Below are 15,403 nucleotides of genomic sequence, written 5' to 3'. Positions count from 1 at the left end.
GATCAAAAATAAAACATTGTTGCTAATTGTTTTTTCTACGCAAGTTTACTGGCATGATTTTCTTGATCATGCATACCCAGGATATTGTCGAAATGAGAGAGTCAATAGACCTTTCCTGCTCTAAACTGGAAGTTTCTAAAGAGGAGTAATGGTTAGTTTTATTCTGAAGTTGTGGGAATTTTCGGTATGGAAAAAGCAATAGACTAAAAAGAGTATTTTGGAGTATCTTGGATATATTACTGTTTTTGATAGCAAATAAACTTAGGAGAGGAAATGCATTTAAATCAATGGAGCACGTGTATCACCGCAGGTCTCGTTCTTGTTAGTAATTCGCTATTTGCAACTAATACACCTCATGAGCAATTGCAAGTACCTCAGTGTCTTGCTGCTAAAATTACTACTGCTCACGAAGTTTTAGCGGAAAATAAACAATTTAAAATTATAGATGTTCCGGCAAGTGAGGTAGACGGCCTGACTGTACTGGCAGATAAAGTGAAATGTGGTCATTTTATCAATGTGAGCCATAAATTATCAGGAACTTCCTTATTAGTCCAAAAACAATCAGCACAAAGGACTCTTGAAAAAAGTCTAATTAAATCCCTTAATACCCCTAAGCTAAATGCGGATACTTATGAAATCAAACATCAAGACGAAGTGAATGCCGCTTTAAAAGAGGTTGTAGCTGATAATATTTGGCAAACATTAACACATTTGGTTTCCTATCATAATCGTTCTGCAACTAAAGATACTGGCGTTGATGCTGCGAATTGGTTAAAAGCTCAGTTCGAAGCTATGGCTACTGAATATGGTCGTACAGATACTGCAACGTTTTTTGTGAGCACTGGCTGGTATAAGCAACCTTCATTAGTTACTGTGATTGGGAAAGATATCGATGCTCCTGGTATTGTCATAGGCGCTCATATGGATACTCTTGATGGTCGCATGCCTGGTGCTGGGGATGATGGTAGTGGTTCTTCTAGTGTTATGGAGGCTGCGCGAGTTTTATTAGCATCTAAAGCAACCTTCAAACGTCCTATTTATATTATTTGGTATGCTGCTGAAGAGCGCGGTTTAGTGGGGTCTCAATATGTAGTGCAACACTTTATGGAGAAATCAGTCCCTGTAAAAGCTGCGATTCAATTTGACATGACAGGTTATAGAGTAGATCCTAAAGATCCAACGATGTGGGTATTCACTGATTATACCGATAAACGTTTAAGCAACTATGTCGCCAAATTAATCGATACTTACGTCCATGTTCCCGTAGATTACTCTCGTTGTGGTTATGGATGCAGTGATCATGCCTCTTGGACTGACGAGGGAGTACCCGCTGCGTTCCCTTGTGAATCCAATTTTGAAGATCACAACCCCTATATCCATAGTGCTTCTGATACCATGGACTTATTGAGTCTGGAGCATATGACTAACTTTTCTAAACTAGCTGTAGCGTTTGCTATAGAGTTAGCTTCTGAATAATTGTTCATCATCTTCTCTGGATATTTCGATATTCAGAGAAGTCTATTATGCATTCGATGCTTAGCATATTTTCTAAAAAGTTGTAGAATTCATAACATCTTATAAATGTCCCATGATTACTTTTTAATGAAATCAAATCCCTTACTAAAAATTATTCTCGCGAGTGCTTCTCCACGACGCCTGCAAATATTGCAAGAGCACGGGTTAACTGCTGTGGTTATGCCGGCTGATATTGCAGAAATTCGTCAAAAAGACGAGGAAGCTCATGTCTATGTCACTCGGTTGGCTAGAGACAAAGCACAAGCTATCTTACCGCGGGTTGCGGAGGGCTCTGCCAATTTAATTTTAGCGGCAGACACTACTGTGGCTTATCAGAATCATATTTTAGAAAAACCACGCGATGAGGCTGATGCCTATAGAATGCTGCATATGCTTAGTGGCAATTCTCATGAGGTCTATACAGGCTATGCGCTAATTTTTCTACCACAACAAAAATGGTGTATTAATTATGTGACAACCCACATTACCTTTCATACCTTAACCGAGCTGCAAATAAAAAATTACATTGATTCAGGCGATCCTTTTGATAAAGCTGGGGGATATGGTATTCAGAAAGTACACGATACCTTTGTTAAAGAAATAAAAGGCTCCTATTACAATGTTATGGGATTGCCTATTGAAGAGATTGCGCAAAAAATTTCCCTTGGCTGTTTAATCTAGAATCCTAGTCGTTACTCCAGATGCTTTTGCTTGCTAATAACGGCCATTATCCTATTAGACCTCTTCTATAACCTGAGTCTTTTGCCTTATTGCTGCGTTGTAAGCGTTTCTCCCGTGCTCATTTACTTCATGTAAACTCCGCTCCTCGAAATGCTTACGCCTTGCACTAAAACAAAATATACCGGTTATGCAAGAGGTCTATTTTCAGCGAATTAATTAACAAGATCTGAAAATGCTTTTTTAATCTCATTTTCAGCTTGTTCCATCGATTGTTTTTTAATTGATTCACTTAAGTGCAACCCTTCGGCACGGATAATTTTAATTTCATTGATACCGATAAAATTAAATATAGTCCTTAAGTAATTCTCCTGGAAGTCTTTAGCCCGCATCACTTCGTCACTTGAATAATGATTGCCACGAGTAGAAATAATAGTAACTCGTTTGCCTCCGGACAAACCCATTACTCCTTGCTCTGTATACTTAAAGGTGCGACCAGCGACCAAAATACGATCAATCCAAGACTTCAGTTGCGTCGAAATGGTAAAATTATACATTGGTGCCCCAATAACAAGCTCATCCGCATTTAAAAATTCGGTAATCAGTTCCTCTGATAATTCTAATTCTCTTCTTAACTCAGGAGAAAGCTCGTTAATAGGTTTTTGCTTGGCTTGGAGTAACTCACTTGATAAATGACCAATTGTCTGGGCATTTAAATCACGATAAATCATTTCTGACTTAGGATTTTCACGTTGCCAGTAGTCAAGAAACTGGGTCATTAATTGACGAGAAATAGAGTAATCTTCCAATATGCTGCTGTTAATAGCTAATAAGTTCATCATAGTCTCCAATAAGTATCTTTATATTAAGCATATATTTAAAACAATGATTAACAAGATAGCTATTTCATGAAATATTGTCCTATAATTAATAACAATCAATTGGTTTATTTAATTATGCGTCATAATAATCTCTTACCCGATCTCAATGATTTATATTTTTTCTGCCGTGTTGTCGATGACGGTAGTTTTACTCAAGCCAGTCTAGGATTGGAAATTACTAAATCAAAATTAAGTCGCCGGATTTCAGAACTGGAAAACCATTTAGGGGTACGTTTGTTGAATCGCTCAACACGCAAATTAAGCTTAACCGATGTGGGAAACTTAGTATACGAATACAGTAAAGCGATGGTAAATCAAGCCAGTTTTGCGCAAGAAGCCGCAATTCAAGCTCAATCAACACCCAAAGGCCGAATTTATGTGACCTGTCCTACGCTTTTTGCGCAATCAGAGTTTAATCAAATCATTATTGATTTCATGCGTCTTTACCCCGAAGTCCGCATTAACCTCTATGCTAGTGATCGCAAGGTCGATATCATTGAAGAAGGTTTTGATGTCGCGTTACGTTTTCAAGCCCATGAATTGAATGATTCTAATTTGATAATAAGAAAATTAGGTGAAAGCAGTCATCGCCTGGTTGCTACACCCGTCTATTTACAAGGATATCCACCACTTAAATCACCCACTGAATTAACCAATCATATTTGGCTTGGAAAAACCAAAGCCGATGGTGCAAGCCAACTTCAATTAACTAATGCTCAAGGGCAAAAAATCAGCATTCCTTTAGTTGCCCATTTGGAAAGCAATGAATGGACTATCTTAAAACAGGCGTCACTTGCCCATCAAGGCATCACTCATCTCCCCATTGAATACTGCCAGCAAGAAATAAAAGATGGTCAACTTATTTGCCTTCTTCCTGAATGGTCTCTAGCTACTGCAAGCTTATATTTAATTTACCCCTCCAAACGGGGCTTAATCCCTGCTGTGCGCTATTTTATTGATTTTGTTGGCAATGCAACACAAAAAGGCTGTGCTGCGCTCAAAAGGGAAATGAGCTGGTCTATACCTACAAAGGAGCTAAATAATGATGCCAATTAAAATGCCAGTACTTTTTATTGGTCATGGAAGCCCTATGAATGCTATTGAGGAAAATGCCTTCACTGCAATGTTAGAGCATCTGGGCAATGAATTACCACTTCCGCAAGCAATCCTATGTATTTCCGCTCACTGGATAACGTCTGGTAGTTGGCTTACATCTATGCCTGTTTCTAGAACAATTCATGATTTTTATGGATTTCCGCAGCCATTGTTTGAGGTGCAATATCCTGCTCCAGGAAGTCCTGCCTTAGCTCAAAAAATAAAAGAACAAATAAAACAACCCCATATTCATCTCGATGAAAACTGGGGGTTGGATCATGGTTCATGGTCAATACTGAGACATATGTACCCACAAGCAAATATCCCTGTTATCCAATTAAGTATCGATATGTCCGAACCACCCGAATATCACTTTAACTTAGGTCAACAGCTTAAAGAACTACGCACAGAGGGCGTATTAATTATTGGTAGTGGAAATATTGTACATAATCTCAGTATGATTCGTTGGAGTAAACATGCAAAAGCCTACCCTTGGGCCTGCGAATTTGATAAGCAAGTGAAAGAATATCTTCTAAAGAGAGATTTTGCTCCGCTCATGAACGAATTACCTTTTACGGCAAGTGGGCGCTTAAGTGTGCCAACACTTGATCATTATTTACCTCTAATTTATGTTTTAGGCTGTTCAGATATAAATGACCAGTTAACCTTCATCTTTGAGGAAATTGAGCTAGGCTCCATTTCCATGCGTAGCTTGAAATTCCATTAAATTCTTATAACAGAGCCGGCAACGGCTCCTAATGAAGGCATAGATTAATGACTCTGACTGGGACATTTAACTAATTTTACGAACATTAATCTTGCGTCCTTTCAATTTTCCATTTTGCAAATATTGCTGTGCCTTGTCGGCATGGCTGCGGTGAATTGCAACATAGGAGTGCATGGCCGTGATGTTAATTTTGCCAATAGTGTTTCCAGCTAACCCTGCATCTTTGATCAATGCGCCAAGAATATCTCCTGGTCGAATTTTATCTCTTTTACCAGAGGCGAGGCATAGGGTAACCATTTCTGGCACTAATCTGGTTGAGTGGTTGTTTGCAAATTCATTAGCGTTTCCCCAGAGAATAGGGTGTGGCAGATTATCTTCTATAGCGCAAATTCGTTGCGCATCTGCCGGTGTTGTAATGCTAAAAGCGAGGCCTTTATTCCCAGCCCGTCCGGTTCGGCCGATACGATGAACATGGACATCATGATCAAAAGCGAGATCAAAATTAATAACTGCCGAAAGCTCCTTAATATCAAGACCTCGTGCTGCAACGTCAGTGGCGACCAAGATTGAACAACTTTGGTTGGCAAAACGCAAGACAGCCAGATCGCGATCTACTTGTTCCATATCCCCATTTAAAGCGATGGCACTAAAGCCTTCATGAATGAGTTCGTCCGTCACATCCACCGTTTGTTGTTTGGTATTACAGAAGATTAACGTCGAAACTGGTTTAAACTGCAACAGTATTGATTTCAATAAAGAAAATTTCTGGGATTGTTTTGTTACTTCATAAAAACGTTGTTCGATATCAATTTCAGTATGAGGGGTTGCAATAAGGACTTCTTTGGGGTTGAACATGAACTGTTTTGACAGTTGTTTGATTTCCTCAGGATAGGTGGCAGAAAAAAGTAAGGTTTGGCGTTGTTTTGGGCAAGCAGAAATAATGTTTGTGATGTCATCAAAAAAACCCATATCCAGCATTCTGTCTGCTTCATCTAAAACTAAAGTTCTCAGGTGAGTTAAGTCTAAGGAGGTGTTTTTTAAATGCTTAAGCACTCTCCCCGGTGTTCCTACAATTATATGAGCTCCATGTCTTAATGAGTCCAGTTGAGGTTTCATAGGTATACCACCGGACAAATTAATAATTTTAACATTAGACATCAAACAGGCTAATCGACGGATTGCTTGGCTGACTTGTTCTGCCAGTTCACGGGTAGGACAAAGAATCAGTCCCTGTACTGCAAAAAACGAAATCTTTAAATTATTTAATAAGGACAAACCAAAAGCAGCTGTCTTTCCACTTCCTGTTTTTGCCTGAGCAATAATATCCTCATTATTAAGAATTATTGGAAGACTTTGCATTTGGATGGGAGTCATGTTTTCATAATTTAAAGAATCGAGACTCTTTATTAATTCTTGGCGCAAAGGCAGCTGGGAGAATGATAATTGTTGATTAGTTAGTGTGGATTGAATCATTGCGAGCGCTTCTGTTTTATAATAAGGGTGTAGATTAACATTTTTTAGTTCAATTTTGAATCAATTTATTTTTATTCCGGGTTTATTGAAAATGAAATTCTAATATTTGGAAGACCCTGGAATGCCTATAGAGCTAAAATTAAATACCTCAACCGATTAATAGCTAGGAGATAACTTTGACAAATATCACTGAGGGAGTGGTTGAACAACGCGTTCTAAAAATATCAATAGTGGTGACCTGCTTTTTATCACTGATAGGTATTGTCTATGGCCTGCTCTCTGGATCATTAGCCATCGTGTTTGATGGTATGTTTGATATGATTGATGCAGTCATGTCCGTTCTCGCATTCTTAGTTACCCGACTTTTAACCAGTGAAGGTAATCGCCGATTTCAATATGGCTATTGGCATGTTGAACCAATGGTATTAGTCTTTAACGGCAGTATACTTATCTTGGTTTCAGCCTATGCTTTAATAAATGCCATTGGCAGTATATTGTCTGGTGGAAGAGAAATGAATTTCGACATAGCGCTTATTGTTGCCTCATTTATGGCCGTATTATCAATAAGCATGTATGGTTATGTGCGACATAAAAACCTAAAAATTAATTCTGAGTTTTTAAGACTGGATGCCCATAGCTGGCTCATGTCAGGATCGATTTCATTAGCACTTTTAGTTGCATTTGCCATCGCCCAATTGATGGAAGGGAGTCGATACCAACACCTTACTCCGTTTGTTGATCCCTTCGTCTTAGCTATCATGTCGACCTTTTTGTTTTTTGTGCCCATGTCTACAGTACGTAATGCAATGCGCGATATTTTTCTCATCGCTCCATTCAGTCTTGATGAGAAAGTAAGGCTCTTTTTAGATGATCTCATCATACGATATGAATTTAAGACTTATTCAAGCTACGTCGCCAAAATTGGACGGGCACAGTTTATTGAAATTCATATTGTAGTACCGCCTGAATACCCAATCTCCAGCGTTGAATCATTGGATGTAATTCGTCATGAAATAGCGTCCGCTTTGGGGGGAGAGAGCCCGCAGCGTTGGTTAACTATAGTGTTTACTGCCAATGATCGTTGGATTTAGCAAGCCTAATAGGTTTCGACCAGTTTCGCTTAAGTCGTCAATTTTAGGCTCTTCGAGTCTTTGTGTTAAAGTTTCTATTTCCATTAAGGAGATTTCTGATATTTTCAGTGTTTTTTGTTTCTGAACACCTGTTCTGCGCAATAGCTGAAGAACCCCAGCAAAATGGCACAGCAAAAAACAGGTGGAACCTCTTGGTGTTTACATTTCTTGGTTACTTGCGTTGTTACCCTCTAATGGAGGACAACCAAACTCCTCAGTGACCTTGTTTTCTGAATTTACTGTCTGTAAGCGAACAGGAAATTGCCATAAGGTATGAAGATGTTTGAGCACGTCAGCCGTTGTTTCACCTAAAGGTACTGAGTTATGCTGTGCATGTCTTAAAGTCAAAGACCGATCACCTTGCAGATCCACTGAATAGATTTGAATATCTGGTTCTAAATATCCTAGATTGTATTGTCTGGATAGAGCCTCCCTAATGCTCTGATATCCTAATTCGTCATGTATGGCATTAATGTATAACTCTGGACTACGATCATCATCTACGATATGGAATAATTTTAAATCACGGATTAATTTAGGAGAAAGATATTGCGCGATAAAACTTTCGTCTTTGAAATTACGCATGGCAGTATCAAGACTAGTTAGCCAGTCAGTATTAGCTAAATAAGGGAACCATTTCTTATCTTCCTCTGTAGGGTTTTCACAAATCCTTTTGATGTCCTGCATCATATGATAGCCCAACGTATAGGGATTAATTCCATTATAATAAGGGCTGTTATAAGGTACTTGCATAATGACATTTGTATGGTTTTGTAAGATTTCCAGCATAAATTCGTCAGTAACTAGACCTTCGTCATATAGTGCATGCATGATGGTGTAATGCCAGAAACATGCCCATCCCTCATTCATCACTTTAGTTTGGCCTTGGGGATAAAAATATTGGGCAATTTTTCTTACAATACGGACAATTTCTCTTTGCCATGGTTCTAATAAAGGAGCATTTTTTTCAATAAAATATAAAATATTTTCCTGTGGCTCTGCTGGGAAACGTGATTTTGGTTTACTGGTACCTTCTTGTTTGCTGTGAGGTATTGTTCGCCATAATTCATTAACTTGTGATTGCAAATAAATTTCACGGTTTTGTTGTCTTATTTTTTCTTCCTGAATGGATAATGCGGCGGGGTGCTTATACCTGTCCACGCCATAATTCATCAATGCGTGACAGGCATCAAGAGTTGCCTCTACCTCATCAATACCATGCCGTTCTTCGCAGTCACTAATGTATTTTTTAGCAAAAACCAAGTAGTCGATGATTGCATCAGCGGAGGTCCACATCTTAAATAGGTAATTATTCTTAAAAAAAGAATTATGGCCATAACATGCATGAGCGATAACTAGGGCTTGCATTGCTATGGTATTTTCTTCCATTAAATAAGAAATACAAGGATTTGAATTGATCACTAATTCATAGGCTAAGCCCATTTGTCCTCTTTTATAACTTTTTTCAACGCCAACGAAGTGTTTTCCAAAAGACCAATGGTGATAACCTATAGGCATACCGACGGAGGCATAAGCATCCATCATTTGTTCGGCTGTAATCACTTCAATTTGATTGGGATAGGTATCTAGTTTAAAACTTTTTGCAATACGCGCTATTTCACGGTCGTAAGCCTGTATTAACTCAAAAGTCCATTCAGCGCCAGTTGATAATGGCTTCTTTTTCATACGGTTTTCCTTTTAAATAATTCGCGAAATACTGGATAAATATCTGCTACCGTATCAATATTTTCCATGGCAAAATTAGGATGTTTTTCTTTTATCTGTTGATAGACCTCCCATAAACTTTGATGATGGCGAGGCATAATCTCTATATAAGCAAAATATTGGAGTAGGGGCATAATTTTTTCTTGCAACAACTCCTGACAATAAGGGGAATCGGCATTCCAATTATCACCATCCGATGCTTGAGCCACGTAGATATTCCAGGCTTGGGGTGGATAACGGGCTTCTATTATCGTATGTAATAACTCTAAAGCGCTTGACACTACGGTACCGCCAGTTTCTCTGGAGTAAAAGAATTCTTCTTCGTCTACTTCCTTCGCTGAAGTATGGTGACGGATAAACACTAACTCAATTTTTTCATAGTTTTTCGTCAAAAACATGTAAAGCAAGATAAAAAAGCGCTTGGCAATGTCTTTCTTGGCTTCATCCATGGAGCCGGATACATCCATCACACAAAACATCACTGCTTGCGTAGACGGGGCGGCAATACGTACTCGCTGATTGTATCTAAGATCTATGGTATCTATAAAAGGGACGGTTTGAATCTTCTTTTTTAAAAACTCAATTTGTTTGCGCAAATTTGAAATAGCAACATTATCAGGATCTGGAGATTCTAATAGTTGTGCTAATTCCACTTCCGCATCTTTTAGTTGCTTTTTATAAGGGGAGGCTAAGGCAACTCGGCGGCCAGTAGCTTGCTTCATGGAGCGCAGTACATTGATATTATTAGGAATCCCGCTGGTGGATACTCCTGCTCGGACTGTTTTATAAGTAGTCAGACGAGCTAATTCCTTTTTGACCAAATCCGGTAACTCTAAATCCTCAAAATAAATTTCTAAAAACTCTTCTCGGGAGAGTTCAAACACAAAATTATCCTCTCCTTCACCACTATTACTCGCGTTACTTCCGTCGCCTCCAGCTCCCCCGCCACTAGGTCTTTTTATACGGTCTCCAGTAATGAAGTTATCATTGCCAGGCAATACACGTTCAATCTGTCCGCCATGACCACGATGAAATTGAGGTTCAGAAATGTCTTTTGCGGGAATAGTGACTTGTTCCCCTTGATCAATTTCCGTAATACTGCGCTTCCCTACGGCATCAGACACCGCGCGTTTAATTTGATTTTTATAGCGGCGAAGAAAACGTTGACGATTAACCGTACTCTTTTTGCCTGCATTTTGTCGTCTATCTATCAATTGCGACATAATTTTAGCTCCACACCTTGCTCAGGGTAAGGTTTATTTGGGTCAGAGCAGGGGGAACAAAATCGTCCGCCCTGTGTTATTTTTTAATTTAATAAACAATATCAATAACTCTGAAACTCTGACTCTTTCTCATCACACTAAGTGTTATACCTTATGGCATCATTGCGATTTACGAACCCGCAAATACCATTCACAAAGTAACCGAACTTGTTTTCGTGTGTAGCCTTTTTCCACCATTCGAGAGATAAACTCTTCATGCTTTTTCTTATCATCTTCAGAAGCCTTGGCATTGAAAGAAATTACAGGAAGCAAATCTTCGGTATTAGTAAACATTTTCTTCTCAATGACGGTTTTTAATTTTTCGTAACTATTCCAAACCGGATTTTTACCCCTATTATTTGCTCTGGCACGTAAGACGAAATTAACGACTTCATTTCGGAAATCTTTAGGATTGGATATACCTGCTGGTTTTTCAATTTTTTCCAGCTCTAGATTTAATAGGCCGCGATCAAAAATTTCTCCTGTATCAGGATCTCTATAATCTTGATCTTGTATCCAGAAATCTGCATAAGTAATGTATCGGTCAAAAATATTTTGCCCATATTCTGAATAGGATTCCAAATAAGCTGTTTGAATTTCTTTGCCTATAAATTCAACATATTTTGTTGATAGATATTCTTTGATAAAGGTAACGTAGCTTTCATGTTGCTCTTGTGGTAATTGTTCTTGCTCAATTTGACGCTCAAGAACATACATTAAATGCACAGGATTAGCTGCAACCTCGCTGTGATCAAAGTTGAATACTTTAGAAAGAATCTTAAAGGCAAAGCGAGTGGATATTCCGCTCATCCCTTCATCTACACCTGCAAAATCCTTATATTCTTGATAGGATTTTGCTTTGGGATCTGTATCTTTTAAACTTTCACCATTGTAAACACGCATCTTAGAGTAAATACTGGAGTTTTGTGGTTCTTTTAAGCGAGTCAATACGGAGAATTGCGCTAACATATCCAATGTTCCTGGAGCGCAATGAGCATTGGCCAGGGAGCTGTTATCGATGAGCTTCTGATAAATTTTCATCTCTTCAGAGACGCGTAGACAGTACGGTACTTTTACTATATTGATTCTATCTATAAATGCCTCGTTGTTTTTGTTGTTTCTGAACGTTTGCCACTCAGATTCGTTCGAGTGAGCCAAGATAATCCCTTCAAACGGGATGGCAGATAATCCTTCGGTTGCGTTGTAATTGCCTTCTTGAGTAGCCGTCAATAACGGATGCAGAACCTTGATAGGAGCTTTAAACATTTCCACAAACTCTAAGAGCCCACGGTTAGAGCGACAAAGTCCACCAGAATAGCTGTAGGCATCTGGATCATCCTGGGAAAACTCTTCTAGTTTTCGAATATCTACTTTACCGACTAGAGATGAAATATCTTGGTTATTCTCATCACCCGGCTCTGTCTTCGCGATGGCAATTTGTTTTAAACGAGAGGGCTTTACCTTAATGACTTTGAATTGGCTAATGTCGCCATTAAATTCTTGTAAGCGTTTTACCGCCCAGGGGGACATTAAATAACGTAGATAACGAGTAGGAATACCAAAGCGTTCTTTTAATAATTCGCCATCTTCATCGGGATTAAATAAAGAGAGCGGGGACTCAAAGACTGGTGATCCTTTAATGGCATAAAATGGTGTTTTTTCCATTAAATCTTTTAGTTTTTCAGCAATTGATGATTTACCACCACCAACAGGACCTAGGAGGTAAAGTACCTGTTTTGTTTCTTCTAATCCCTGAGCAGCATGTTTTAAGAAGCCAACGATTTGCTCTATAGGCTCTTCCATCCCATAAAACTCTTTAAAAACGGAGTAACGTGGAATAATTTTATTTGAAAAAATACGTGATAAAACGGGATCATGGCGTGTATCTAACATTTCTGGCTCGCCAATGGCCATTAATAAGCGTTCCGCAGGATTAGCGTAAGCAGAAGGGTCGTTTTTGCACAACTCCAGGTACTCATCCAAACTTAACTCCTCTGCTTTGTTATCAACAAAGCGTTTGGTGTAACTTGCTAAAAAATCTTGAGTATTCATGTATCATCCCCTTTTACTTATCCCTGAGAAGGATAGAACTAGTTTTTGTATTTTTTACAGTCGCTTATCCAAACAAAAGTAAAAAATTACATCTTTTATTTCTTAGTATAGTAGTTAAACTAGTAGCTAAATAGTATCTTCTCAAATTAATTTTATACATAAATCAATTAACTTAATTGTTTTTTTTAAAGGAAAGCAACTATCATGCCTGACACGACTATTTATTTGAAAAATTATCAGCCTCCTGCTTTTAGCATAGACACTGTAGATTTGAATTTTGATTTGTATGATGACCATGCTTTGGTAAACAGTAAAATAAGGCTAATTCGTCAACATGAAGGCGCTCTGCGTCTTTATGGCGATGAGTTGGAGTTAATCAGTATCCATATGAATGGGGTAGAGTTAGAGCCATCAGCATATACCCTGGATGGGGATGATCTGATGATAGAGCGCTGCCCCGATGAGATGATTCTTGAGATAGTGACTCGTATTCGCCCACAAGATAATACAGAGTTATCAGGACTTTATCGTTCCAATCATTTATTTTGCACTCAGTGCGAGGCAGAAGGGTTTAGGCGAATTACTTATTTTCTAGATAGACCTGATGTATTGGCAAAATACACGACTCGTATTTCAGCGGATAAAAAGCATTATCCTATTCTTTTATCCAATGGGAATTTAATCGACTCCGGCGAGACTGTTGAGGGGCGTCATTGGGTAGTATGGCAAGATCCTTTTAAGAAGCCGTCGTATTTGTTTGCTTTAGTCGCTGGAAGTTTAGCCTGCATGATGGATGAATTCATAACCGCCTCCGGACGAAAAGTCGATTTACGTATTTACGTTGAGCCTGGCAATGAAGATAAATGTTCTTTTGCCATGGAATCATTAAAAAAAGCAATGCGTTGGGATGAGGAAGTCTATGGCCGGGAATATGACCTAGATATTTTTATGATAGTTGCGGTCAGTGATTTCAATATGGGCGCAATGGAAAATAAAGGGTTAAATATTTTTAATTCCAAATACATTCTGGCTCGTCCTGATACAGCAACTGATGATGACTATGTTGGTGTTGAAAGTGTAGTTGCTCATGAGTATTTTCATAATTGGACGGGCAATAGAGTCACTTGTCGCGACTGGTTTCAACTTAGTTTAAAAGAAGGATTAACCGTATTCCGTGACCAAGAGTTCTCTCGGGATATGAACTCACGAGATGTTTATAGGATTGCTGATGTAGATGGTTTACGTAATGCGCAGTTTCCTGAGGACGCAGGTTCTATGGCACATCCAGTCAGACCCGAGTCTTATCAGGAAATTAATAACTTCTATACGGCAACTATTTACAGTAAAGGAGCTGAAGTTATTCGTATGCAACATACTTTGCTCGGAAAAGAGGGATTTAGACGAGGAATGGATTTGTATTTCGAACGGCATGATGGTCAGGCGGTGACTATTGATGATTTTGTTGCTGCTATGGAGGATGCTAATAACGTTGATTTGGCCCAATTCAAACTTTGGTATAGTCAAGCCGGCACTCCAGTGGTTCAAGTGGAGAGTGATTATACGGGCGGTAGTTTAACATTAACTATGCAGCAAAGTTGTCCACGAACTCCTGATGGCCTGGAGAAAAAACCTTTCCACATACCTATCCGTATCGCATTATTTGATTCTAAAGGCCAACAGATGGCAATTGGTAGGGAGCTTGTAGAGTTAAAAGAAAGTGAGCAGAAGTTTGTTTTTAATGATCTAAGCGAGCGGCCCGTAGTTTCTGTTTTACGAGAATTTTCCGCTCCAATTCGCTTAAAGTATGAGCTGAGTCAAGATGAGCTTTTGTTCTTATTACGCTATGAAACTGATGGTTATGCTAAATGGGACGCGGGCCAGCGTTTAGTGCTTAACTGTTTAGTTGACTGCTTGCGCTCACCCAAAGAGAAATGGCACATTCCAGAAGCACTGATTTCTGCTTTCAAATACATCTTATTAGACGAGTCTCTAGACACTGATTTGCGCGATGAGTTAATTTCTCCTCCTGGTTTTGAGGAAGTTGCCGCAACCATGGATTTGATTGATGTAACTCTTGTTGAGGAAGTACGTGATTATTTTGCTAAACAATTAGGATTAAGTTTGTTTCCCCAATTAAAACAAGTCTACGAACAATTATGGCGAGATGAGGAACAATACGAGGATTATAAAGACTATGAGCACAGAGGGTTGCGTTCTACCTGCTTATGTTTAATGATGCAAGCCAATGAAGCGGTAACTATAGATATTTGTAAACAACAATTTGCGGCTCGACGAACCATGACCGATCAACTGTCAAGTTTTGGTCTATTGGCCAACTGTTCTGATAACACCAGTCGCGCCCAAGCCATAGAAGATTTCTATAAGCAATGGTCTAAAGAGGACTTGGTTTTAGATAAATGGTTTGCAATCCAAGCCGCGTCTAAATTACCAGGTACTTTAGAACAGGTAAGACAATTGCTACAACATCCGGCGTTCAATATTAAAAATCCTAATAAAGTACGTGCTATTGTTGGCGCCTTTTGTTTAGCCAATCACCGTAATTTCCATGCCCTTGATGGCAGTGGCTATACCTTTCTAGGGGAAATGTTAGTTAAGGTAGATAAGCTGAACTCGCAAATTGCTGCGCGCTTGGCTTCACCTTTTACTCGCTGGCAAAGTTATAATGAGCCTAGACAGATCTTAATGAAACAGCAGTTAGAAAAATTAGCAAAATTGAAGCTGTCTCGCGATCTACGGGAAGTTGTCAGCAAGAGCTTGGCCGGGGAGAGCGAATAGTAATACAGGTCGGGCAACAGATTGCCCGGCAAAAGCTGTTATTGAGGTATTGGTGATATAGCGGCTAAC

At 39.0% G+C, this 15,403-nt stretch carries 11 protein-coding genes; 6 read left to right on the top strand and 5 right to left on the bottom strand.

Annotation, left to right across the window (positions count from 1 at the left end; genetic code table 11):
• Positions 1 to 273: 273 nt before the first annotated feature.
• Together lapA and LFA_RS16225 are read left to right on the top strand one after the other, a co-directional pair.
• Positions 274 to 1,476, top strand: a complete 1,203-nt coding sequence (gene lapA, locus LFA_RS16230) for an aminopeptidase LapA (protein ID WP_045097093.1) — start codon at positions 274 to 276, stop codon at positions 1,474 to 1,476.
• A 126-nt stretch (positions 1,477 to 1,602) separates the two neighbouring features.
• On the top strand, positions 1,603 to 2,196 hold the full coding sequence (locus tag LFA_RS16225) for a Maf family protein (protein ID WP_045097092.1): 594 nt from the start codon (positions 1,603 to 1,605) through the stop codon (positions 2,194 to 2,196).
• A gap of 212 nt (positions 2,197 to 2,408) precedes the next feature.
• On the opposite strand, the gene LFA_RS16220 is transcribed toward LFA_RS16225, so the two are convergent.
• Positions 2,409 to 3,035: an FMN-dependent NADH-azoreductase gene (locus LFA_RS16220; RefSeq protein ID WP_231865870.1), complete on the bottom strand. Its 627-nt coding sequence runs from the start codon at positions 3,033 to 3,035 to the stop codon at positions 2,409 to 2,411.
• A 114-nt stretch (positions 3,036 to 3,149) separates the two neighbouring features.
• Between LFA_RS16220 and LFA_RS16215 the strand changes: the two genes are divergently transcribed.
• Together LFA_RS16215 and ygiD are read left to right on the top strand one after the other, a co-directional pair.
• Positions 3,150 to 4,130: a LysR substrate-binding domain-containing protein gene (locus LFA_RS16215; RefSeq protein ID WP_045097701.1), complete on the top strand. Its 981-nt coding sequence runs from the start codon at positions 3,150 to 3,152 to the stop codon at positions 4,128 to 4,130.
• A complete protein-coding gene (ygiD, locus tag LFA_RS16210; protein ID WP_045097090.1) occupies positions 4,117 to 4,896 on the top strand; it encodes a 4,5-DOPA-extradiol-dioxygenase in 780 nt (259 codons plus the stop codon). Before LFA_RS16215 ends, ygiD begins: the two co-directional genes overlap by 14 nt.
• Before the next feature lie 66 nt (positions 4,897 to 4,962).
• On the opposite strand, the gene dbpA is transcribed toward ygiD, so the two are convergent.
• A complete protein-coding gene (dbpA, locus tag LFA_RS16205; RefSeq protein ID WP_045097089.1) occupies positions 4,963 to 6,369 on the bottom strand; it encodes an ATP-dependent RNA helicase DbpA in 1,407 nt (468 codons plus the stop codon).
• Positions 6,370 to 6,545: 176 nt separating this feature from the next.
• Between dbpA and LFA_RS16200 the strand changes: the two genes are divergently transcribed.
• Positions 6,546 to 7,460, top strand: a complete 915-nt coding sequence (locus LFA_RS16200; RefSeq protein ID WP_045097088.1) for a cation diffusion facilitator family transporter — start codon at positions 6,546 to 6,548, stop codon at positions 7,458 to 7,460.
• 198 nt (positions 7,461 to 7,658) lie between these two features.
• Here the strand turns inward: LFA_RS16200 and LFA_RS16195 are convergent, their stop codons facing one another.
• The 3 genes from LFA_RS16195 to LFA_RS16185 all read right to left on the bottom strand — a co-directional run bounded on the left by LFA_RS16195 (position 7,659) and on the right by LFA_RS16185 (position 12,538).
• Positions 7,659 to 9,185 carry a SpoVR family protein gene (locus tag LFA_RS16195; RefSeq protein ID WP_045097087.1) on the bottom strand — a complete coding sequence of 509 codons (1,527 nt, stop codon included), beginning with the start codon at positions 9,183 to 9,185 and terminating at the stop codon, positions 7,659 to 7,661.
• Complete coding sequence (locus LFA_RS16190; RefSeq protein ID WP_045097086.1) at positions 9,182 to 10,447, bottom strand: YeaH/YhbH family protein; 1,266 nt, start codon at positions 10,445 to 10,447, stop codon at positions 9,182 to 9,184. Before LFA_RS16190 ends, LFA_RS16195 begins: the two co-directional genes overlap by 4 nt.
• Positions 10,448 to 10,606: 159 nt before the next feature.
• Entirely contained in the window at positions 10,607 to 12,538 is a 1,932-nt protein-coding gene (locus LFA_RS16185) for a PrkA family serine protein kinase (RefSeq protein ID WP_045097085.1), read from the bottom strand.
• A 204-nt stretch (positions 12,539 to 12,742) separates the two neighbouring features.
• Between LFA_RS16185 and pepN the strand changes: the two genes are divergently transcribed.
• Positions 12,743 to 15,334 carry an aminopeptidase N gene (gene pepN / locus LFA_RS16180; RefSeq protein WP_045097084.1) on the top strand — a complete coding sequence of 864 codons (2,592 nt, stop codon included), beginning with the start codon at positions 12,743 to 12,745 and terminating at the stop codon, positions 15,332 to 15,334.
• Positions 15,335 to 15,403 lie beyond the last annotated feature (69 nt).

It is taken from the genome of Legionella fallonii LLAP-10, from assembly GCF_000953135.1.
Classification (GTDB): domain Bacteria; phylum Pseudomonadota; class Gammaproteobacteria; order Legionellales; family Legionellaceae; genus Legionella; species Legionella fallonii.
This window is presented reverse-complemented; position numbering and strand designations above follow the sequence as displayed.

Bases quoted from the DNA above. Each gene is read 5' to 3' on its own strand.
- pepN (WP_045097084.1), top strand. From the start codon at position 12,743: ATGCCTGACACGACTATTTATTTGAAAAATTATCAGCCTCCTGCTTTT.
- ygiD (WP_045097090.1), top strand. From the start codon at position 4,117: ATGATGCCAATTAAAATGCCAGTACTTTTTATTGGTCATGGAAGCCCT.
- LFA_RS16220 (WP_231865870.1), bottom strand. From the start codon at position 3,035: ATGATGAACTTATTAGCTATTAACAGCAGCATATTGGAAGATTACTCT.
- LFA_RS16225 (WP_045097092.1), top strand. From the start codon at position 1,603: ATGAAATCAAATCCCTTACTAAAAATTATTCTCGCGAGTGCTTCTCCA.
- lapA (WP_045097093.1), top strand. From the start codon at position 274: ATGCATTTAAATCAATGGAGCACGTGTATCACCGCAGGTCTCGTTCTT.
- LFA_RS16185 (WP_045097085.1), bottom strand. From the start codon at position 12,538: ATGAATACTCAAGATTTTTTAGCAAGTTACACCAAACGCTTTGTTGAT.
- LFA_RS16215 (WP_045097701.1), top strand. From the start codon at position 3,150: ATGCGTCATAATAATCTCTTACCCGATCTCAATGATTTATATTTTTTC.
- LFA_RS16195 (WP_045097087.1), bottom strand. From the start codon at position 9,185: ATGAAAAAGAAGCCATTATCAACTGGCGCTGAATGGACTTTTGAGTTA.
- dbpA (WP_045097089.1), bottom strand. From the start codon at position 6,369: ATGATTCAATCCACACTAACTAATCAACAATTATCATTCTCCCAGCTG.
- LFA_RS16190 (WP_045097086.1), bottom strand. From the start codon at position 10,447: ATGTCGCAATTGATAGATAGACGACAAAATGCAGGCAAAAAGAGTACG.